Raw genomic sequence first — 20,478 nt, forward strand, 5'->3', positions numbered from 1 at the left:
TGGAACCATGGCGAGTCTGATCAACATTGGCATGTCGGGGCTTGGCGCCGCGCAGTCGGGGATGTACACCCTCGGCAACAACATCGCCAACGCCGACGTCGAGAGCTACTCGCGCCAGCAGAACGTGCAGAAGACCAAGGGCGGCCAGCAGGTCGGCCAGGTCTTCATGGGCAGCGGCACCACGCTGGCCGATGTGCGCCGGGTGTACAACTCGTTCCTCGAGAACCAGTTGCGCACCACGACCTCGCTGAGCAGCGACGCGTCCTCGTACCTGGAGCAGATCACGCCGCTGGATACCGCCCTGTCTGGCAGCGACACCGGCATCACCGCCGCGCTGCAGAGCTTCTTCAGCGCCATGCAGGACGCCGCGGCCAAGCCCACCGAGGACGCCTCGCGCCAGCTGCTGCTGACCAGCGCCCAGTCCCTGAGCAAGCGCTTCAATACCCTGTCGGCGCAGCTCAACCAGCAGAACAGCAACATCAACGCCAACATGGCGTCGCTGGCCAATCAGGTGAACAACCTGACCAAGACCATCGCCGAGCTCAATGACCAGATCTCCCGGGTCAGCACCGTGACCGGCCAGCCCAACGACCTGCTCGACCAGCGCGATGGTGCAGTGCGCGAGTTGAACAAGCTGATCGGCACCGACGTGGTCGAGCGCGACGGCAACTACGACATCTACCTGAAGAACGGCCAGTCCCTGGTGCTGGGCAAGACCACCCAGACCCTGGGTGTGGCCCCGAGCGCGAACGACCCTACGCGCATGAGCCTGATCCTCAATCGTGGCTCGACCAAGATGGACATCACCAGCAGCGCCACCGGTGGCGAGCTGGGTGGCCTGATTCGCTACCGCAGTGAGACCCTGGACCCTGCGCTCAACGAGCTGGGCCGAGTCGCCCTGGTGGTGGCCGACGCGATCAACAGCCAGCTGGCCCAGGGCATCGACAAGAACGGTGACTTCGGTGCCGCGCTGTTCGGCGACATCAACAGCGCCAAGGCCATCAGCGAGCGCAGCATCGCCAAGGGCAGCAACAGCGCCGGGTCGGGCAACCTCGACGTGACCATCAAGGACACCGGCAAGCTGACCACCAGCGACTACCAGGTGACCTTCACCAGCGCCACCGGCTACAACGTGCGCAAGCTGCCCGAAGGCACCGACATGGGCACCTTCGACCTCAGCGACAACCCGCCGCCGGTGATCGATGGTTTCACCCTGTCGCTCAACGGCGGTGGCCTGAGCGCCGGTGACAGCTTCAAGATCACCCCGACGCGCAATGCCGCGGCCAACATCGAAACCACCCTGACCGACCCCAAGCGTCTGGCCATGGCAGGGGCGTTGACCGGTACCAGCGCTTCGGGCAACAAAGGCACCGGCACCATCACCCAGCCGAACCTGACGTCGAAGCTGGACATCTACGATTCGACCCAGCGCTCGCAGATGCAGGCCGGCCTGAAATACTCCACGCCGGTCAAGCTGGTGTTTGGTGACGACACCAGCTCGCCCCAGGCCTACAAGATGTACGACGCCAAGGGCACCGAGATCGGCAGCGGCACCATCGTGCCGGGCCAGGACAACACCTTGCAGCTGTCGGTGCCGATGGTCGATGCCAACGGCAACTCGCTGGGCAGCAGTTTCACCTTCGAGATGAACGTTTCCGGCGCACCGAAGAACGGCGACAGCTTCACCGTCGGGATGACCGCTGCCGGTTCCGCCGACAACCGCAACGCGCAGTCGGTGATCGACCTGCAGACCAAGCCAACCGTGGACGTCGGTGCCGACGGCAGCGGCATCAGCTTCACCGATGCCTACGCCAAGCTGGTGTCCAACGTTGGCGGCAAGGCTGGCCAGGCGCAGATGGACAGCGATGCCACCACGGCGCTGCACACCTCGGCGCTGGAAAGCCGCAACAACCTCTCGGGTGTGTCGATCGACGAAGAGACCGGCAACCTGATCAAGTTCCAGCAGTACTACACCGCGTCGTCGCAGATCATCAAGGCGGCCCAGGAAACCTTCGCCACCCTGATCAGCAGTCTTTAAGGAGCCGTAGATCGTGAGCGTACGCATCTCTACTTCGCAGTTCTACAACACCAACCAGGCCAACTATCAGCGCAACTTCGCCAACACGGTGAAGACCCAGCAGGAGGCCAGCGATGGCATTCGCGTGCGCTCGGCCAAGGACGACCCGGTCGGGGCCGCGCGTTTGCTGCAGCTCGAACAGCAGCAGAACATGCTGGAGCAGTATTCGGGCAACATCACCAGCGTGCGCAATGCGCTGGGTACTGCCGAAAGCACTCTGAATTCGATCGGCGCCATCTTGCAGCGGGTCAACGAGCTGGCGATCAGTTCCGGCAACGACAGTTTCACCGACGCCGACCGCAAGGCCAACGCCGCTGAGCTGGATTCGCTGGAGCAGCAGCTGTTCACCCTGATGAACAGCAAGGACGAGAACGGCAAGTACCTGTTCTCCGGCTCCAAAGGTGAAACCCAGCCTTACGTGCGCAATGCCGATGGTACCTACACCTACCAGGGCGACCAGACGCAATTGAAGTTGCAGGTCGGCGACATGATCAGCCTGGCTGCCAATGAAACCGGCTACGACGCGTTCGAGCAGGCCATCAATACCAGCCGCAGCGAAACGCACCTGACCTCGCCGAGTACCGATGATGGTCGCGTCAGCCTGTCCAATGGCCAGGTGACAGGCAGCGCCACCTACAACGATCGTTTCCGCAGCGGCGAGCCGTACAGCGTCGAGTTCACCAGCAGCACCGAGTTCAAGATCACTGACGCCAAGGGTAACGATGTGACCCTGGAAGCCACCCAGGGCGGCAAGTTCGACCCCAACGGTGATAACACCTCGATCAGCTTCCGCGGTGTCGACCTGCGCCTGAACATCAACTTCAAGGCGGGCGACGAAGCCGACCCGGATGCCGCCATCGCCGGCCACACCTTCAGCCTGAGCTCCAAGGCCGACGAGATCAGCGGCAGCCGCAGCCCGGGCAACCCTTCATCGACCCAGCTGACGGGCGCCAAGATCACCGATCAGGCTGCGTACAAGGCCGCCTTCCCGGAAGGCGCGGTGCTCAAGTTCACCAGCGCCACCAACTTCGAGCTGTATGCCTCGCCGGTCAGCGCCGACAGCAAGCCGATCTCCAAGGGCACGCTCAACGGCACCACTGCCACTGCCATGGGTGTCGAGTTCGAACTGTCGGGCACGCCGAGCGCGGGCGACTCGTTCGGCATCAAGGTCGACACCCACCAGACCCAGAACGTCCTCGACACCATCAGCCAGCTGCGCACGGCGCTGAGCACGCCTGTGGATGGGGATCCAGCCGCCAAACAGCAATTCCTGGCTTCGCTGGATTCGGCGATTGGCAACGTCGCCAGCGCCATCAACCAGGTTTCCTCGTCGATCAGCTCCATCGGTGGTCGCGGCCAGGCGCTGGATGTCCAGGCCGAAACCAACGAAGCGCTGAGCACCGAAAACCTCAAGACCCAGAGCTCGATTCGCGAAAGCGACCCGGCCGAAGTGATGGTGCGTCTGCAGATGCAGACCAACATGCTGCAGGCCTCGCTACAGGCCTATGCCAAGGTCGCTGGGCTGTCGCTGGTCAACTACATCTGAGCACTTGCGGTTCAGCTTCACAGCCTGTGCGCCTCTCCCGTCTGGTTTGGCGCACCGATTTTTTTCCAGGTTTGCATTCGTGAACGATCAGCCCCTTGTCACCCTCGCCATTGCGGCGTTCAACCCTGATTTCTTTCGCGATGCGTTGCACAGCGCGCTGATCCAGGACTACCCGAATCTGGAAGTTCTGGTCTGCGATGACAGTCGGGATGACCGCATCAAGCGCATCGTCGATGAGCTGGTGGGTGAAAGTGGTCGGGCAGTGCGATACCTGCGCAATGCGAACAGGCTGGGCTTTGCCTGCAATCTGCAGGTCTGTGTGGAGCAGGCGACGGGCAGCCTGATCAAGTTCCTGTGCGACGACGACTATCTCGTGGCGCAGAGCATTTCGCTGCAAGTCGAAGCGATGAGTGGGCGCCCGGAAATCGGGTTTTGCACCAGTCAGCGCCTGCTGTGCGCGGCGGATGGCGCCTTGCTGCCTTCGCGAATGATCAATGCTGCGGTGTCCCAGGAAAATGCCGAGCTCAAAGGCAGCGACTTGCTGGAGGCTATCGAGCCTGGCGTTAACAATCTGGTCGGAGGGATCAGTCATTGCCTGATGCGACGCGAGCTGGTGGCCGAAATTCTGCCCTTGTTGGTCATGGGGGGAGATGGTTTCCAGGCAAGGCTCGATCTTGCCTTGTATGTCTGCCTTTTACGCCGAAGCAATCTGGCCAACCTCAAGCGGGTGTTGGGCGTCGAGCGGTTGCACGCTGCGCAATTGAGCAATCAGTCCGCCCTGACCCTCGCCTATGCGAAGGAAACCGAATGGCTGCGCGCAATGCTTCAGGCGCGCCCCAGCGAGCCGGCGCCCGCCACTGGCTGGGCGAGGTACCGGCCTTTGGGCGGGGAGGCCGGAACATGGCTGGAATATGACCTCAATATCCTGATCAGCCGGCAGTCGGCGACTACCCGACATCAGCTCGGTACCGACTGTATGACGTTCGAGGAGGTCTATCGGCAATGGCTGGATTTCCGACAGCTGTCCAGCGCCCAGCTGGAGCAGTTGTCCAGGCGTGTGGCGCAATGGCCACAGCGTCCTCGAATCATTCCACTGATCTGGGTGCAAGGTGGTGAAGAGCGGGCGTTGCAGGTTTCGCTCGACAGCATTGAGAAGCAAGCCTATGCCGGCGGGTCTTGCGTGATCATCGCGCCACCCGGTGTGAGCGTGCCGGTGCAGGCGGGCGTCGACGCGGTGGTGGTGCAGGACAACGGTCTGGAGCTGCTGAACCTGCGCCTTGGCATGGCCCAGGAAGGCGACTGGTTCTTCTTGCTGCGAGCAGGTGACCGCCTGCAGCCTCATGCACTTGCCGTCATGGCCGAGCGTATGGCCTTGCGCCCAGATTGCGTATGCCTGTACCTCGATGAAGGGCGCCACGACGGGCTGCAATCGTCAGCGCCTGTCTTCAAGCCGGACTTCAACCTTGATCTGATGCGCAGCATGCCCTACGTCGGTCGTGCGCTGGCATTCAAGTGCTCTGCGCTCAGGCAGGCAGGCGGTTTCGACCCAAGCTTCGATGTGCTGGCCCCGCATGATGCACTCTGGCGCCTGGTAGAAGCGCAGGGTGTTCAGGTGGTCGAGCATGTCGATGAGCTGTTGCTCGAATGCGAGCATGACCTCGAACAGTGGCTGACCGACCCGCAATGCGTGCGGCAGGCGCCCCGTGTGGTCGCTGCGCATCTGCAGCGCCTGGGCATCGAGGCTGAGATCATCGGGCGTGAAGGCCGCGCCCAATGCAGAGTGAACTACCCCGCTGACCCGAGTGCGGGCGTATCCATTCTGCTGGCGGCGGGCAACGATCTGGCCGACCTGATCCGTTGCGTGGAAGCGTTGTTCGAGTTTACCGCGCACGCCCGCTTCGAACTGCTGGTCCTGGTCAGTGCTTCGACACCCGTGCCGGTGCGCCAGTGGTTGCAGGCAATGAGCGAGGTGGGCGGCGAGCAGTTGCTCGCAGTCGAAGTTGATGCAGACCAGGATATGTATCAGCAAGCTGCCCAGCGCGCGCGGATGGCACATGTGCTGTTGTTCGACACCGCGTGCTTGGCCTTCGACCGGCAATGGCTGGCCGAGCTGCTCAGCCATGCACAGCGCCCCGAAGTCGGTGTGGTCGGCCCCAAACTGTGTGCGCCTGACGGCAAGATTGCCACTGCCGGCAGGGTGCTTGGGCTTGACGGAGTGGTCGGGACGCCCTTCAAGGGCAGTCAGCCTCATGCCAGCGGCTACCAGCATCGGCTAGAGGTGGTGCAGAACTGGAGCGTGTTGCCGTTTGCCGGTTTGTTGGTGCGTCGAGCGCTTTTCTGCGCGTTGCAAGGGTTGGACGGCAGGCTGGCGCTGCAGGGGCTGGACAGCGCCGACCTGTGCCTGAAAGTGCGCGAGCAAGGGTATCTGGTCGTGTGGACGCCCCATTCGATGTTGGGGCATCTGGCTGACGGCGAGCTGGCGCAGGTCCGCACACTGGACGTCAAGCGTGCCAGGCTCGCGTTCTACCAGCGCTGGTTGCCGGTTGCCGCGCGAGATCCCGCGTACAACCGCAACCTTGCGCTGAGGTCGCCAGCCTTTAGGCTTGAGCCGGGGAGCAAGGGGGGCTGGGATCCTTTCATCAGCCGCGTCGTGCCTGCGGTCCTGGCAATGCCTGCCAATGCGACAGCTGTTGGCACTTATCGGCTCATTCAGCCGTTGCGTGCCCTGGAAGAGGCAGGCTGGGTCCAGGGGCAGGTGCACCACGGCACGATAAAACCGGTCGAGCTGGAGCGAATCAATCCCGACGTCATCATTTACCAGTGCCGCTATTCACAGGCTGCGCTGGAAGAGATGAGCTGGACGCGCACGCTTTCCCGAGCACGGCATATCTATGAAATCGACGATTATGTGCTCGAAATCCCTGACAAGAACGATCACGGACGGGGCATGCCTGGGAACATCCGTGAGTTGGCCGGTGGTTGTATCGCGCAGTGCGAACGGGTAGTCGTCAGCACAGCACCGCTGGCCGAAGCGCTATCGGCGCTGCACCACGACATTCGCGTCGTGCCCAACATGCTGGCGCCCGAGCGCTGGGATGGGCTGACCAGCAAGCGCCAGACCAGCGCCAAGCCGCGCGTAGGTTGGGCGGGTGGTACCAGCCACCGGGGCGACCTGGAGATGCTCGAGGATGTGGTCAAGGCGCTGGCCGACCGCGTCGACTGGGTGTTCATGGGGATGTGCCCCCCATCGCTGCGTCCCTACGTCAAGGAGTTCCACAGAAGCGTTCCGCTGGCGCTGTATCCACGCAAACTGGCGTCGCTGAACCTGGACCTGGCACTGGCGCCGCTGGAACAGAGCCTGTTCAACGACTGCAAGAGCAATCTGCGCCTGCTGGAATACGGCGCCTGCGGTTTCCCGGTGGTCTGTACCGACAGCAAGGCTTACGCCGGCTACCTGCCTTGCACACGCGTGCGCGAAAATACCACCGAGCAATGGCTGGAAGCGATCCTCATGCACCTGGCTGACCCGCAAGCCAGCTATCGCCAAGGCGATGCCCTGCGTGAGGCGGTACTGCGCGATTACATGCTCATGCCCCACAACCTGCAGCAATGGGCGAATGCCTGGCTGGCCGACTAATTCATTCCCGGCCACGCGCCGGGCTGGCAGGAGAACAGGTGCCTTATGGCCACGAATGCAACGCGATCACTGGACGACGTCACCGTACTGCTCATTGGGCAGGCCGATAGCGGGCATCGTCAGCGTGCGGTCAATTACTACGACAGGTTCGGCGTGCGCTGCCTGGCGCTCGGATCTGAGCCGGGCACCGCTGACGCGGACCTGGCTGGGCGCCTTGGCGAGGCCCTGCAGCGGGTCGACACGCCATTCGTGGTCCTGGCTCAGGAAGCCGACTTCATTTTGGCGCCGGCCTTGGAGCAAGCCGTCGACGCGCTCCACCAGCAGGCCGACTGCGTCGCAGCTCAAGGCTTCGCTTTGGGATATCGCGCGGGCAATAGTCATGTGACGTATTTTAAGCAGGGTTCGGCCACATCTCAGGCGGGGGATCTGGATGCACGCGCGCAGCTTGAGCAGTACGCCCTGGGTGAACGTCAGGCCTGGAGAGCGCTCATGCGGTGTTCGGCGTTGCAGGTGGCACTTGATGGTCTGCCTGCGGGGCTGAGCTTCATCGACTGGCAGGTGCTGGTTTCCTATCGCTTGCTGGCGCAGGGGCGGTTCATTGCCCTGATGCAGACCGATGTCGTCTGCGAATACCTGGAGCAATCCGTTTCGACCGGAACAGGCGATGCCTTGCGCGCACAGGCTTTGCGGTTGTTGCGTGCCTGTGACGAGCAGAGCCTGCAGCAGTGTGGCTCCGATGCAGGCGCAGCGCTGTTGCACCGCTTTGTAGAGGGCACATGCGGCCAGGCGTCTGCGCCACTGCTGTTCACATCGCGCTGGACCAGCGTGATCGATGATCCTGTCCGCGATTTCGAGACTCGCCAGTACGTGGAGCTGCCTTACTACAATGCTGACCTGTTTGCCCAACTCAGCGCGCTGGAGCTGATGCTGCATGCCTGGCCGACCGGCAAGTCGCATCGCTATGCACTGGAGGGCACCTGGGTGCGCCAGCGGAACCTGCTGGTCGAGCATCCCAACGATACGCAAGCCAGCCTCAAGGATCGGTTCTGGCGGGCCCAGGCGCTCAACCTGTTCAATGTCGAGGTCAACCGGCGGCTGTTGTCGACCCTGACGGCAGAAGACGAGCGTGAGTTTGCACGCGAGCTCGAGCCTTGGCTGACCCGTCTGCTGCAGTTCGCGGGCGCCGAGCAGGCAACCTCGCTCGATGGCAGTGAGTCCGGGCAACTGCTCGAAGCCATCGCGCAGGCGGCCCCGTCGGCTGCCGAGCGCGAGCGCCTGCTTGCCCAGTTGCCATCGAATGCGCAGCCGCAACTGGCCTTCGTCGTTCTGGACTTGAGCGATGACAATGCAGCGCTGCAAGCCACCTTCGACAGTCTCGTGGCCAGTGACCTGAGACGTTTCAAGCTGGTTGTGCTCAAAGACGGAAAAAGCCCGGCGATCACAAGCCCCAACGATACCTTGCACTTCGTCGAGGTCACCCAGGGCAATTGGGTTTCCTATCTCAATCATGCGCTGCGTCAGCTCCCCAGTGAGTGGGTGATGCTGCTCCGGGCGGGTGACATGCTGACGCCGGGTGGTGCCTTGCGTTTGCAGCTGGAGTTGGCCGAGGGCCCGGACTGCGTGGCCATTTGCGCCAATGAGGTTCAACGTGACAGTGAAGGGCGACTGAAGGGCGTGCTGCGTCCAGGCAGTGACCTGGATGCGCTGCGCAGCCGGCCTGACCGAATGGCAGGGCATTGGCTGATTCGTCGTGATGCCGTGATTGCGGTCGGCGGTTACAGCGAGACTCATCGCCAGGCGGTAGAGTTCGACTTGCTGCTGCGTCTGGTCGAGCAACGTGGGCCTGGTGGGTTGGCGCACATGGACGAGTTCCTGGTGGTGGGTCACGAGCCTGCGACTGAAATGATCACCGATGCGGTCGCTACGCTTGACCGCCACCTGACAGTGCTGGGGTATCAGGGGCGGGTCAGTGTTCAGAAGGAAGGACACCTGCTGATCGACTTCCGTCATTCGGCTTCGCCGATGGTGAGCATCGTGCTGACGGCCGGTTCGGATGCCCAGCAGTTGCGCGTCTGCCTGACCAGTATCGTTCAGCGAACCCGCTACAGCCGTTACGAAATCGTTCTGGCCTGTTCGCAAGATAACCAGCAGGTGGTGGCTGAAGCCGTGCCAGGGCTGGGCTCGCGCGTGCGGTTCGCCATCGGGCAGTCCGGTTCCACCGACATGGACCTGCTGAATCTGGCGGTTGGTCAGGCTCAGGGTGAGTATCTTGTGCTGTTCTCGCCACGTTGCAAGGTCGACACGCCCGGTTGGATCGAGGCGCTGCTCAATCAGGGCCTGCGGCCTGAAGTCGGCGTGGTCGGTGGCTGTCTGCTCGATGCAAACGGGCGGCTGTTGCACGCGGGCTACACGTTGTCGGCGGACGGTCAGGCGAGTGAGCCTTGGCAGGGATTGGCCGCGCCAGAGCGTGAGCGCGCAACCTGGCCACTGATCGTGCGGGGGGCTGCGGCGGTTTCTGCCGATTGCCTGATGATCCGCAAGGCATTGTTCGGTCAACTGGCAGGTCTGGCTCCGGACGAGGGCGGCGCGATTGGCCTGGGCCAGCGTGCGGCGGCAAATGGCCTGATGGTGGTGTGGACACCTGAGGCGCAATTGCTGGCTGATGCCTGAGCGCACCTGTCGTGCCGGAGCTTCCGGCACGGCAGGTGGCGGGTTTTGCCTGGCTGCTGATGGGTCGGTGTCAGCCCGGCAGCCAGGCCTTGCCCCAGGCCTGCAGGTGGGCGCCTTCGAGCAGCCAGTCCCGGCGTACGCAGGCCTGCAGTTCACGCCCCAGCTGCGCGCTGGCATCGGGCTCGGCAAGGTGCATGGCTATGGCGTCCAGCCAGCCAGCCAGCTGATTGCCGAGGCGGGTTGCCGGTAGTTGGCCATGGTCGAGCCCGCGGGTATCGGTACAGATCACCGGGTAACCACAGGCGCCCAACTCGAGCAGCGCCAGGTTGCCGCTGTAATTGTTCTGCTGCGTGGGTTCGATGGGCAGGAGTGCAAGGTCCAGGTCCAGTTGGGCGAGCTTGGCCGGATAGGCCTCGAGCGCTCCGCCAGCCTGGATTTCCCGTGCGTAGGGCCTCAGCGCTCGCGGGCAATCGCCCAGGAACACCCATTCGACTTTGCTGGCCAGCGCAGGCACCAGTTCGCTGAGCAGCGCTTGGTCGTATCGGTATTGCTTGTCGAAGACGATCCCTACGCGTGGGTTGGCGACCGCGCGCTGTCGGCGCTCGATCTGCTTCCAGGTGTCGGCTTGTAGCCGGCTCTGCACGACTCGGATGTCCCGGTGCGTGCCGTCGAACAACTCGGCCAACGATGCGTTGGCAACGACAAGTCGATCGACCTGCTCCAGGGCGGGGCGCATCAGTCGAGTGATGGCGTCTTGACCAAGGTCATCCGGAATGTACTGAGGCAGCGCCGGAAGGTGGCCATCCACGTCCAGTACCTTGAATGCGCGCGAGAAGCGCTTGAGTTGCGCCAGGGTTGCCAGCCACTGTGTATCCTGGCGCTGCTGCAAGACAATGCTGTCCGGGGAAAGGCGCTCAATGTCGGGCAGGTTAGGCAGTGAGGTGCAGCCGGCGCCATCGATCAGGCCGGTCTCCAGCAAGTTGGCAAGCGGCAGCGCGATGCGTTGGCGAGCGCCTGGGCGGGATGTCGGGGCGTGAGCCAGTACCACGGGCAATGGCCGCCACGATGCCAGGGGCCTCCACGACAGGCTTCTCTGTGCGAGAACAAAGCCCGGTTGGCTTCGGGTAAACCCTGGGTTGTAGGCCGGGTCGTACGCCAGGGCGCCGAGCCAGCGTTGATACAAGTGGTCGCGCGCCAGGGGCGATGGCTCACTGGCCTCGGTGCTGCTGATCATGAGCCGGGCATTGGCGGCCCAGACGGTCAGAAACCCTGCCTGGCGCGTACGCAGGCACAAGTCGAGATCCAGGAAATGCTCTGCCACATCCTCTGTCAGGCCGGCCAGTGACTGCCACAGGTCGCGGGAGATCATGAGGCAATCTTTGCTGACGGCGCTGTAGTTCTGGTCTACGTGCAGTCGCTGCATATAGCCTGCGTTGCCCAGGGACGCGTTGGCAAAGGGGGATGCGGCAGTTCCGTGAAGGCCCAGTACCAGCCCGCAATGCGTGGTTTTGCCTTCCGGTGACAAGATCCGGGCGCCGACGATGCCTACTTCCGGGCGTTGGGCATGGTTGAGCATTTGCTCCAGCCAATCGGCTTCGATGATCGCGGCTTGTGGCGAGATCAGCAGTAGGTAGCTGCCCGTGGCCTGCAGGGCGGCCAGGTTCAGTGCCTCGGCCTGGGAGGCCGGGCCTGCCTGGATGACGCGCAGTTGGGTCAGGCCCAGCTCTGCCAGTGCCAGTAGCCAGGCCTGGACATCCGATGGGCAGGCGTCCTGAGCCACGAGCAGAAGTTCGTAGTCGCTATAGCGCGTTGTTTCCAGCAGGCTCTCGATGCAGCGCTGCAGGGGCGCGAGGCGGCTGCCGGCGCAAATCAACACGGATACCCGCGGTTGCAGTGCGTGGCGGTATTGCAGGTGATAATGCCCCGGCGGGTTGGAGCCCACTTCTGCCTGCTCGTACCCCCTGGCCCTGAGGTGGTCGAGAATGGCGCGCTTTTCGTCTTCACTATCGCTGATGATCGGAGCGGGACAGACCAGCAAGGGTTCGGCAACGTGCCCCAGCCCGTCCAGGCCCGCCTCGAGGACCAGGCGCAGTGCCAGGTCCAGCTCGGCTGCTGCAGGGAGCTCAGGGTTGAAGCCTCCCAACTGCCGAGTCGCGGCGCTGCTGAACAGCCAATGGCGAGCTAGCCCAGCTGGCAGGCTGAGCAGATAGTCGAGGTTGAAGTCGGGGCGTAGTGCAGGGGCGAGCGTACCGCTCGCCAACTGATAGATTTCATCGCAGTAAAGTGCTCGGCATTGGGGTGCATCGAGCAATTGCAATGCAACCATCAGCAGCCCGTTTGGCATCAGCTTGTCGCCTGCGCGTATCAGGCAGAACCAGTCTGCCTCCGTGCGAGCGATCCACTGGTTTACAGCGGTCAGCCAGTTGTCAGTTGTGACCTGCAAGGCTGTGCAGGGGAGCTCGACCACATCACTGGCTGTCAGTGCCACTGGCTGAATGTTTGGGTAAAGTGCGCGCGCGGCTTCCAAGGTGTCGAGGGTGGCTGACAGGTCTGCCCGCTGGTCGTCCAGGTCGAGCACCAGGACTGCGATTGAGGGGGCATGGTTGCAACTGCCCAGTCGCTGTTCGATCAGTTTGCGTTGTGCGGGTAGCAATGTGCGGGCCTGTAGCCACTGCGTCATGTCGCCGGCCTGAATGGCCTCGATACGGTCGAGGATCTTTTGCCGTTCATTGCGCACCACTTCCGAACCCAGGTCGCCATGGCGTGTATACAGCAGTGAGTAGAGCTCCGGGTAATGGGTGGATGCCTGCTCGGAGCGTCGTTCGGGGTCGCCGACGACCGGGCGTATCCGCACCTCGACAGTCTCTTTGTGTACGTGGCGCATGTCGGTGAGAGCTGCAAGGTTCAGCAACAGGTCCCAGTCTTCCAAGCCTTTGAGTTGCTCATCGAAGCCACCTGCTTCCTTGATGATCTTGAGCGGGCATGCAAACGTGTTGACTGGAATGTAGTTGGTGATGTGCAGGCGTTCGCGGCAGAAGTCGCCATGTACGTAGCGTTGTTCGCGAGCCAGTTCGATGCGTTGATCGTTCTCAAGCTTTTCGAAGATCAGAATCGGGTTGGTGTAGACGATGATGTCTGGCGTCGCTGCGAGGGCATCGGCCAGCGTCTGGAGGTGGTCAGGCAGGTAGCGGTCGTCATCATCTAGGTAGGTAACGTAGCGGCCTTGTGCGAGTCGGCAAGCAGCATTGCGCGCAGCTGCCGGTCCCTGGTTGCGGCCCTGGCGCAGGTAGGTGATGCTGAACGGACAATCTTTCAGAAGGTCCTCGACCGCATCGCCGTTATCGTTGACGAGGATTACCTCGAAGGCGGTGAAGGTCTGTGAGCTCAGGCTCTCCAAAGCGTCTCGTAGCAGGCGCGGTCGGTTGAAGGTGGTCACTATCACTGAGAACAGGGGTGGCTCTTGCTCGGTGCCTGCGCCGCGGCAGTGCTGCAAATCCGCTTGGGTCATGTCTGTCTTCCATTCTGGCCTGGCTGGCCTGTGCGGTGCGGGTTGGCGAGGGCGCAAGGGCGGCCATCGGCTTTCCGTCATGGGTGTTGGCGTTGAGCAAAAGCCGTGCCACACCTATTTATCGCGGGGTTTACAGTGCATCGCGACGGTAACCCCAAAAGCCGCAAGGCTATTTGCTGTATCTTCGATAACGCCGTGACTTGGCAGTCGAAACGTGCATCTCTAATCTATTGAGTCAACGGGTCGCTACGTCCAGGCTGCTGACAGGCCTGCGAGCTCGAGAACATTCGCCCTATCTACCGGGAAGCCACAATGATTGGCATTAAAAACATCGCCAGTTACGTACCTGCCGAAGGCGTCGACAACTACGCCCAGGGTGCGAAATTCGGCAAGGACCAGGATTTCATCTTTGGCAAGATCGGTTCGACCTTCTTGCCGCGCAAGGACGCCACCCAGGAAACCTCCGACCTGTGTGTCGAAGCCGCGAGGAATCTGTTCAATGCCAATCCATCGCTGGACCCGGCATCCATCGATGCGGTGATCGTGGTCACCCAGAACGGTGACGCCGAAGGCCTGCCGCACACCGCAGCGATCGTTCAGCACAAGCTGGGCCTGAGCACGGCTGTTGCCGCCTTTGACATCTCCCTGGGCTGCTCGGGCTATGTCTACGGCCTCTATGCGATGAAGGGCTTCATGGAAGCCGCCGGCCTGAAGAATGGCCTGCTGATCACCGCCGACCCTTATTCGAAGATCGTCGATCCCGAAGACCGCAATACCACCATGCTGTTCGGCGACGCCGCCACCGCCACCTGGATGGGCGAGGATGCCGCCTGGCAACTGGGCAAGTCGCTGTTCGGCAGCGATGGTGCCGGTGCCGAGCACCTGCGTACCACCGATGGCAAGTTCTTCATGAATGGTCGTCAGGTCTACAACTTTGCCCTGGTCAAGGTGCCTGCGCACCTGAACCAACTGCTCGCAGCCAGCGACCTGCAAGCTGACGACATCGATCTGTACTGCTTGCACCAGGGCAGCGCGGCCATCGTCGATGCCGTTTCGGCGCGCTTCATCGAAGGCGAGCACCGGCAGAAGTTCGTCAAGGACATGGTCGAGACCGGCAATACCGTGTCGTCGAGCATTCCGCTGCTGCTGGAAAAGCACGTGATCGGTTCGCAGCACAAGCGCATTGCCCTGAGTGGCTTTGGCGTGGGCCTGTCGTGGGGCTCGGCCATCATCGAGCGCCGTGACTGATCGCCTATAAGGCTTGCGTCCCCCCCCCTCTATTTCCCTGTGGGAGCCGGCTTGCCGGCGATAGGGTCCCCCGGCTTCGTCTGCGCCGGCCTCATCGCCGGCAAGCCGGCTCCCACAGGGACGCCACAGTTTTCAAAAGGTGTGGCGTGCCTGAGGGGCTGACCACGAATTTGCACATCCCTCGCTTCACGCGGCGCCTGAAATCTGGCGTCAACTCCTTGATTTCATTGGGCTGGCACGGTGCCAGCAAATTTTTTTGAAAATCCCCTAAAGCAACACGCCCTGACGACGATAACTATTACGAAGGTTCTCTGTGCCACACCCGGCGAATTGCCAAGGCCGGAAGCCGTAGTACCCAATCCAACGAGGAATTCGTCATGGCTTTGACCGTCAACACCAACACCACCTCTCTGGGCGTTCAGAAAAACCTGAACCGTGCTTCCGATGCACTGAGCACCTCGATGACCCGTCTGTCCTCCGGCCTGAAAATCAACAGCGCCAAAGACGACGCCGCCGGCCTGCAGATCGCTACCCGCATGACCTCGCAGATCCGTGGTCAGACCATGGCGATCAAGAACGCCAACGACGGTATCTCCATCGCCCAGACCGCTGAAGGCGCGATGCAGGAGCAGACCAACATCCTGCAGCGTATGCGCGAACTGGCCGTTCAGTCCCGAAACGACTCGAACAGCGCCGATGACCGCATTGCACTGAACAAAGAGTTCGCTCAGATGTCAAATGAACTCACTCGTATCGCCGACAGCACCCAGCTGAACGGCAAAAACCTGCTGGACTCCACTGCTGGCGCGATGACCTTCCAGGTCGGCTCCAACGGTGGTGCCGAGAACCAGATCGTCGTTACCCTGAGCGACGACATGGATGCTGCCGCCCTGGGCGTGAGCTCCGACGATATCAACATTCTGGGTACTGACAGCACGGACGCCGCAACCAACTTCGACAAAGCCATCGCGGCCATCGACGATGCTCTGCAGACCATCAACACCACCCGTGCTGACCTGGGTGCTTCGCAGAACCGTCTGACCAGCACCATCAACAACCTGCAAAACATCAACGAAAACGCCGAAGCCGCGCGTGGCCGTGTACAGGACACCGACTTCGCTGCCGAAACTGCCCAGCTGACCAAGCAGCAGACCCTGCAGCAAGCTTCGACTTCGGTTCTGGCCCAGGCCAACCAGCTGCCATCCGCTGTACTGAAGCTGCTTCAGTAATCGTCGATGGTGACCGGCGGGGGAGTGCACATTAAGGCACTTCCCCGCCTTTTCATTGCGAGGTGGTAAGCCATGGACATGAGCGTCAAGTTGAATCTGTCCTATCCGGCTGCGCGTTCGACCGAGTCGGTCGCCGACAAGCCGGTTGCCCGCACGGCCGATACGCCGCGTGGCAGTGATACGCTGGAACCCAAGGCAGTCAGTGCTGCCGAAAAAGGGACAGAGGCCGAGAAGGTCAAGAGCGCCGTCTCTGAAATCGAGAAGTTCCTCAGCTCGTCCCGACGCAACCTTGAGTTCTCCACGGACGAAGAGTCCGGCAAGATCGTGGTCAAGGTCATCGCCAGTGAGACGGGTGAGCTGATTCGCCAGTTGCCTTCGGAAGAAGCCCTGCGAATTGCCCACAGCCTGAGCGATGTAAACAGTTTATTGTTCGACGCCAAGGTCTGATCGGCGACGAATGCCTTAAGGCGAGATCCATGTCAGTCTTGCAGGAGCAGGATTGACGTTTCATGAAGAGGGATAACTGTCATGGCGAGTACCATTGTCTCCAGCATCGGCTTGGGTACAGGGCTGAACATCACCGAGATGGTCGACGCGCTGGTCAGCGCCGATACTGCGGCCAAGAAGGCGCAGATTACCCGGCAAACCAGCAACAACTCCGCGATGATCTCCGGTGTAGGCTCGCTGAAAAGTGCCCTCACGACGTTCCAGGACGCCATGAAAAAGCTCAACGACTCGAGCGCGCCTTCGTTCAACGCCTATGCGGCGAAGTCGGCCAATGAGTCGGTGGTCAAGGTCACTTCCGGTAATGCGGCGGTGCCAGGTAGCTATAACATCGTGGTCAACCAGTTGGCTACCGGCTCCAAGGTGGCGAGCCAGCAATTCGCCGGTGGTTCGAGTTCGGTCATCACTGAGGGTGAGTTGACCATCAGCCAGGGCGGCAACGATTACAAGATCGATGTGCCCAGCGGCGCTACTCTGGAAAGCGTACGCAACCAGATCAACAAGGAACTCGGGGTTCAGGGTATCTCGGCCAACATCGTCAACGGTGAAGGTGGATCGCGCCTGGTACTCAGCTCCACCACCACGGGTGCCGGTTCCGACCTTTCGGTTAGCGGGATTCCCGAGCTGGAAATCGATGGCACCCAGCAGATGACCGGCAGCGGTGCCGGGTACATCACGGCCATGGCCCAGGATGCTGAGCTGACGATTGATGGCCTGAAAATCAAAAGTGCGAAGAACACCATCGAAAATGCCGTCAGCGGCATGAAACTGGAGTTGACGGGCGTCAGCCCCCAGACGAATGGCGTGGGTAGCCCGACCAGTGTCACCGTTGCCCAGGACAATGAGGGGCTGCAGAAGTCCGTCAAGGCGTTCGTCGATGCCTACAATGCCCTGCAGACGACCATCACCTCGCTGACATCCACGTCACGCGATGCCGACGACAACCTGGTGCTGGGGCCGCTGACCAACGACCCGACCACCCGTTCGCTGGTTAATGACATTCGCAAGGTGTTGTCTGAAGTCGGCTCGGGCGACCAGCTGACCACGTTGAGTCAGTTGGGTATCAACACCACCAAGGATGGCACCCTGGAGTTCAATACCACCAAGTTCACGGCGGCCATGAACGACAAGAAGCTTGGCTCCGAGGTACAGGAACTGTTCACCGGTGACGATGGTATTTTCGCGCGGATGAACAAGGCCATCGATCCGTACAATGCCACCGACGGTACCCTGGCCACGCGCAAGGCTAGCCTTGACAAGGTGGCCAAGGACTTGGAAGAGCAGCAGGCTGCGCTGGATCGCCGTACCGCCTCGCTGACCGAGTCCCTGACCAAGAAGTACGTGGCGATGGACACCATGGTGGCCAAGCTCAATGCCCAGGCCAACCAGATCAAGTCGGTGTTCGACGCGCTCAATGCCCAGGCCAAGGGCTCCTGATTCCGCTGAGTGCTACATGAGCGACAAAAGCCCGGCAGCGTCCGCCAGACGCGCCGGGCTTTTCGTTTTGGGCCTAAAGTTTTTTGACGGGCCGGCGATACACAGGGTACAAGCAACCTTTTTCGCTGCAACGAGGTAGATACATGAACCCGATGTTGGCCCTTCGGCAGTACCAGAAAGTCAACGGTGTGGCCCAGACGTCCGAAGCCAGCCCGCACCGTCTGGTGCAGATGCTCATGCAGGGCGGCCTGGACCGCATGGCCCAGGCAAAAGGTGCCATGGCGCGCAATGATATTGCCCAGAAAGGCGTGCTGATCGGCAAGGCCATCGACATCATCGGTGGTCTGCGTGAAGGCCTGGACCTGGAAAACCATGGCGACAGCCTGGCCGAGCTGGACAGTCTGTATACCTACATGAGCCGCCGCCTGGTCGAGGCCAACGTGAAGAGCGACCCCACGATCATCGACGAAGTGGCGCGCTTGCTCATTACCGTGAAAGAAGGTTGGGATGCGATCGGCGACCCGTCGTCGGCTTCCTGATCGAGGAGCAGGACATGAGTGAGGTTATCGCCCGAATCGAACAGACCCGCGAGTTGCTGCTGGCCGCGCTGGCCAGTCGCGACTGGGATACGGTGGGAGAGCTCGATCTGCAATGCCGCCTGCGCATCGACGATGTGCTCACGGAGGCACGTGGCAATGAAGCTGACGTGCGCGATAGCCTGGAGCAACTCCTGCAGGTCTATCGGCAATTGATTGAGGTTGCAAGTGGCGAGCGTCAATCAATAGTCGACGAGATGACGCAAATCCGTCAGGCGAAAAACGCGGCCAAGGTATACCATCTGTTCAGTTGACCACAGATGTACAAAAAGCCGTGCGCCATTAATTTGACTGTATGCGTTTTTTTGACTTTACTAGTGGCTGTTTTCGAATTTCAGACGTCCGAACACTGACCATTCAGTCGGAATGATGTCGTGCAAGCCTTCGGGCGCCGATATGACTAGGGAAGTTGCTATTGCATGTGGCGTGAAACCAAGATTCTCCTGATCGATGACGACAGCGCCCGCCGCCGCGATCTGGCGGTGGTCCTGAACTTTCTCGGTGAAGAAAACCTCTCTTGCTCCAGCCAGGACTGGGAGCAGGGGGTAGCGTCATTGTCTTCCAGTCGTGAAGTGCTCTGCGTGCTGCTCGGTACTGTGAATGCGCCAGGCGGGGTGCTTGGGCTGCTTAAGACAGTGGCAGGGTGGGATGAGTTCCTTCCGATTCTGCTGATTGGTGAAATTTCTTCTGCGGACTACCCGGAAGAGCTTCGCCGTCGCGTGCTGTTCAACCTGGAAATGCCGCCCAGCTACAGCCAGTTGCTCGATTCGCTGCACCGTGCCCAGGTCTACCGCGAGATGTACGACCAGGCCCGCGAGCGCGGTCGCCAGCGCGAGCCGAACCTGTTCCGCAGCCTGGTCGGCACCAGTCGTGCCATCCAGCATGTGCGGCAAATGATGCAACAGGTGGCCGATACCGACGCCAGTGTGCTGATCCTTGGTGAGTCAGGCACCGGCAAGGAAGTCGTCGCGCGTAACCTGCACTATCACTCCAAGCGCCGCGAAGCGCCGTTCGTGCCGGTCAATTGCGGTGCGATTCCGGCCGAGCTGCTTGAAAGCGAATTGTTCGGCCACGAAAAGGGTGCGTTCACCGGGGCTATCACCAGCCGCGCCGGGCGCTTCGAGCTGGCTAACGGCGGTACCTTGTTCCTCGACGAAATCGGCGACATGCCGTTGCCGATGCAGGTCAAGCTGCTGCGCGTGCTGCAGGAGCGTACATTCGAGCGGGTGGGCAGCAACAAGACCCAGAGCATCGATGTGCGCATCATCGCCGCGACCCACAAGAACCTCGAGACCATGATCGAGGAAGGGACGTTCCGCGAAGACCTGTACTACCGCCTCAATGTGTTCCCCATCGAGATGGCGCCGTTGCGTGAGCGGGTGGAAGACATTCCGCTGCTGATGAACGAGCTGATCTCGCGCATGGAGCATGAAAAGCGCGGCTCGATCCGCTTCAACTCCGCAGCCATCATGTCGCTGTGCCGTCACGGCTGGCCAGGCAACGTTCGCGAGCTGGCCAATCTGGTCGAGCGCATGGCCATCATGCACCCCTACGGGGTGATCGGGGTGTCGGAGTTGCCGAAGAAATTCCGCTACATCGACGACGAGGACGAGCACCTGGTCGACAGCCTGCGCAGCGACCTCGAAGAGCGCGTGGCGATCAATGGCCACGTACCGAACTTCGCCAGCCAGGCCATGTTGCCGCCAGAAGGGCTGGACCTGAAGGACTACCTGGGCAGCCTGGAGCAGGGTTTGATCCAGCAGGCGCTGGACGATGCCAACGGTATCGTGGCGCGGGCGGCGGAGCGTTTGCGCATTCGCCGTACCACTCTGGTGGAGAAGATGCGCAAGTACGGCATGAGCCGCCAGGGCGGCGAGGAACAGGCCGAAGACTGATTTGCCCGTTCCGGCCTCATCTTGAATGCTGAGCAGTTCCCTGTGCTCCCACAGGCACTGCACAATACTTGAATGCTGTGCAGTACCCTGTGGGAGCCGGCTTGCCGGCGATAGGGCCGGGCCTGCCAAGC

The 20,478-nt window shown here is 61.6% G+C and carries 13 protein-coding genes; 11 read left to right on the forward strand and 2 right to left on the reverse strand.

All coding sequences use genetic code 11. The features are described 5' to 3' along the window. The first annotated feature begins 7 nt into the window (after positions 1–7). The 3 genes from flgK (at position 8) to ACIPZB_RS17280 (ending at position 7,260) form a co-directional block, all read left to right on the forward strand. Positions 8–2,038 carry a flagellar hook-associated protein FlgK gene (gene flgK, locus ACIPZB_RS17270; RefSeq protein ID WP_400641783.1) on the forward strand — a complete coding sequence of 677 codons (2,031 nt, stop codon included), beginning with the start codon at positions 8–10 and terminating at the stop codon, positions 2,036–2,038. Positions 2,039–2,051: 13 nt separating this feature from the next. Next, on the forward strand, positions 2,052–3,623 hold the full coding sequence (locus tag ACIPZB_RS17275; RefSeq protein WP_400641784.1) for a flagellar hook-associated protein 3: 1,572 nt from the start codon (positions 2,052–2,054) through the stop codon (positions 3,621–3,623). Positions 3,624–3,702: 79 nt separating this feature from the next. Further along, complete coding sequence (locus ACIPZB_RS17280) at positions 3,703–7,260, forward strand: glycosyltransferase (protein WP_400641785.1); 3,558 nt, start codon at positions 3,703–3,705, stop codon at positions 7,258–7,260. 66 nt (positions 7,261–7,326) lie between these two features. Here ACIPZB_RS17280 and ACIPZB_RS17285 read toward each other — a convergent pair whose 3' ends face one another. Continuing rightward, positions 7,327–7,641, reverse strand: coding sequence for a hypothetical protein (locus ACIPZB_RS17285; protein WP_400641786.1), 315 nt, complete (start codon positions 7,639–7,641; stop codon positions 7,327–7,329). Between the two features lie 108 nt (positions 7,642–7,749). Between ACIPZB_RS17285 and ACIPZB_RS17290 the strand changes: the two genes are divergently transcribed. Further along, positions 7,750–9,930: a glycosyl transferase gene (locus ACIPZB_RS17290; RefSeq protein WP_400641787.1), complete on the forward strand. Its 2,181-nt coding sequence runs from the start codon at positions 7,750–7,752 to the stop codon at positions 9,928–9,930. A 70-nt stretch (positions 9,931–10,000) separates the two neighbouring features. Here the strand turns inward: ACIPZB_RS17290 and ACIPZB_RS17295 are convergent, their stop codons facing one another. Continuing rightward, positions 10,001–13,438, reverse strand: a complete 3,438-nt coding sequence (locus ACIPZB_RS17295) for a glycosyltransferase (RefSeq protein WP_400641788.1) — start codon at positions 13,436–13,438, stop codon at positions 10,001–10,003. A gap of 312 nt (positions 13,439–13,750) precedes the next feature. Between ACIPZB_RS17295 and ACIPZB_RS17300 the strand changes: the two genes are divergently transcribed. The 7 genes from ACIPZB_RS17300 (at position 13,751) to fleQ (ending at position 20,347) form a co-directional block, all read left to right on the forward strand. Then, the gene (locus ACIPZB_RS17300) at positions 13,751–14,686 is read left to right on the forward strand and encodes a ketoacyl-ACP synthase III (protein ID WP_400641789.1); all 936 of its coding nucleotides are present in this window, start codon (positions 13,751–13,753) and stop codon (positions 14,684–14,686) included. A 377-nt stretch (positions 14,687–15,063) separates the two neighbouring features. After that, positions 15,064–15,915, forward strand: coding sequence for a flagellin domain-containing protein (locus ACIPZB_RS17305; protein WP_400641790.1), 852 nt, complete (start codon positions 15,064–15,066; stop codon positions 15,913–15,915). 72 nt (positions 15,916–15,987) lie between these two features. After that, positions 15,988–16,362 (forward strand): flagellar protein FlaG, encoded by a 375-nt coding sequence (locus ACIPZB_RS17310; protein WP_400641791.1) that lies wholly within the window; start codon positions 15,988–15,990, stop codon positions 16,360–16,362. An 81-nt stretch (positions 16,363–16,443) separates the two neighbouring features. Further along, positions 16,444–17,856, forward strand: coding sequence for a flagellar filament capping protein FliD (fliD, locus tag ACIPZB_RS17315; protein ID WP_400641792.1), 1,413 nt, complete (start codon positions 16,444–16,446; stop codon positions 17,854–17,856). Between the two features lie 143 nt (positions 17,857–17,999). Then, positions 18,000–18,395 (forward strand): flagellar export chaperone FliS, encoded by a 396-nt coding sequence (gene fliS / locus ACIPZB_RS17320; protein ID WP_400641793.1) that lies wholly within the window; start codon positions 18,000–18,002, stop codon positions 18,393–18,395. A gap of 14 nt (positions 18,396–18,409) precedes the next feature. Beyond that, positions 18,410–18,706, forward strand: a complete 297-nt coding sequence (locus ACIPZB_RS17325; RefSeq protein WP_008098759.1) for a hypothetical protein — start codon at positions 18,410–18,412, stop codon at positions 18,704–18,706. Between the two features lie 165 nt (positions 18,707–18,871). After that, positions 18,872–20,347, forward strand: a complete 1,476-nt coding sequence (gene fleQ, locus ACIPZB_RS17330; protein ID WP_400641794.1) for a transcriptional regulator FleQ — start codon at positions 18,872–18,874, stop codon at positions 20,345–20,347. The last annotated feature ends 131 nt before the right edge of the window (positions 20,348–20,478 follow it).

Source organism: Pseudomonas sp. NPDC089396 (assembly GCF_044749545.1).
GTDB lineage: Bacteria > Pseudomonadota > Gammaproteobacteria > Pseudomonadales > Pseudomonadaceae > Aquipseudomonas.

Coding starts and splice junctions, on each gene's coding strand:
- flgK (WP_400641783.1), top strand. CDS start 8: ATGGCGAGTCTGATCAACATTGGCATGTCGGGGCTTGGCGCCGCGCAG.
- ACIPZB_RS17285 (WP_400641786.1), bottom strand. CDS start 7,641: ATGACTATTGCCCGCGCGATATCCCAAAGCGAAGCCTTGAGCTGCGAC.
- ACIPZB_RS17290 (WP_400641787.1), top strand. CDS start 7,750: ATGCGGTGTTCGGCGTTGCAGGTGGCACTTGATGGTCTGCCTGCGGGG.
- ACIPZB_RS17295 (WP_400641788.1), bottom strand. CDS start 13,438: ATGACCCAAGCGGATTTGCAGCACTGCCGCGGCGCAGGCACCGAGCAA.
- ACIPZB_RS17300 (WP_400641789.1), top strand. CDS start 13,751: ATGATTGGCATTAAAAACATCGCCAGTTACGTACCTGCCGAAGGCGTC.
- ACIPZB_RS17305 (WP_400641790.1), top strand. CDS start 15,064: ATGGCTTTGACCGTCAACACCAACACCACCTCTCTGGGCGTTCAGAAA.
- ACIPZB_RS17310 (WP_400641791.1), top strand. CDS start 15,988: ATGGACATGAGCGTCAAGTTGAATCTGTCCTATCCGGCTGCGCGTTCG.
- fliD (WP_400641792.1), top strand. CDS start 16,444: ATGGCGAGTACCATTGTCTCCAGCATCGGCTTGGGTACAGGGCTGAAC.
- fliS (WP_400641793.1), top strand. CDS start 18,000: ATGAACCCGATGTTGGCCCTTCGGCAGTACCAGAAAGTCAACGGTGTG.
- ACIPZB_RS17325 (WP_008098759.1), top strand. CDS start 18,410: ATGAGTGAGGTTATCGCCCGAATCGAACAGACCCGCGAGTTGCTGCTG.
- fleQ (WP_400641794.1), top strand. CDS start 18,872: ATGTGGCGTGAAACCAAGATTCTCCTGATCGATGACGACAGCGCCCGC.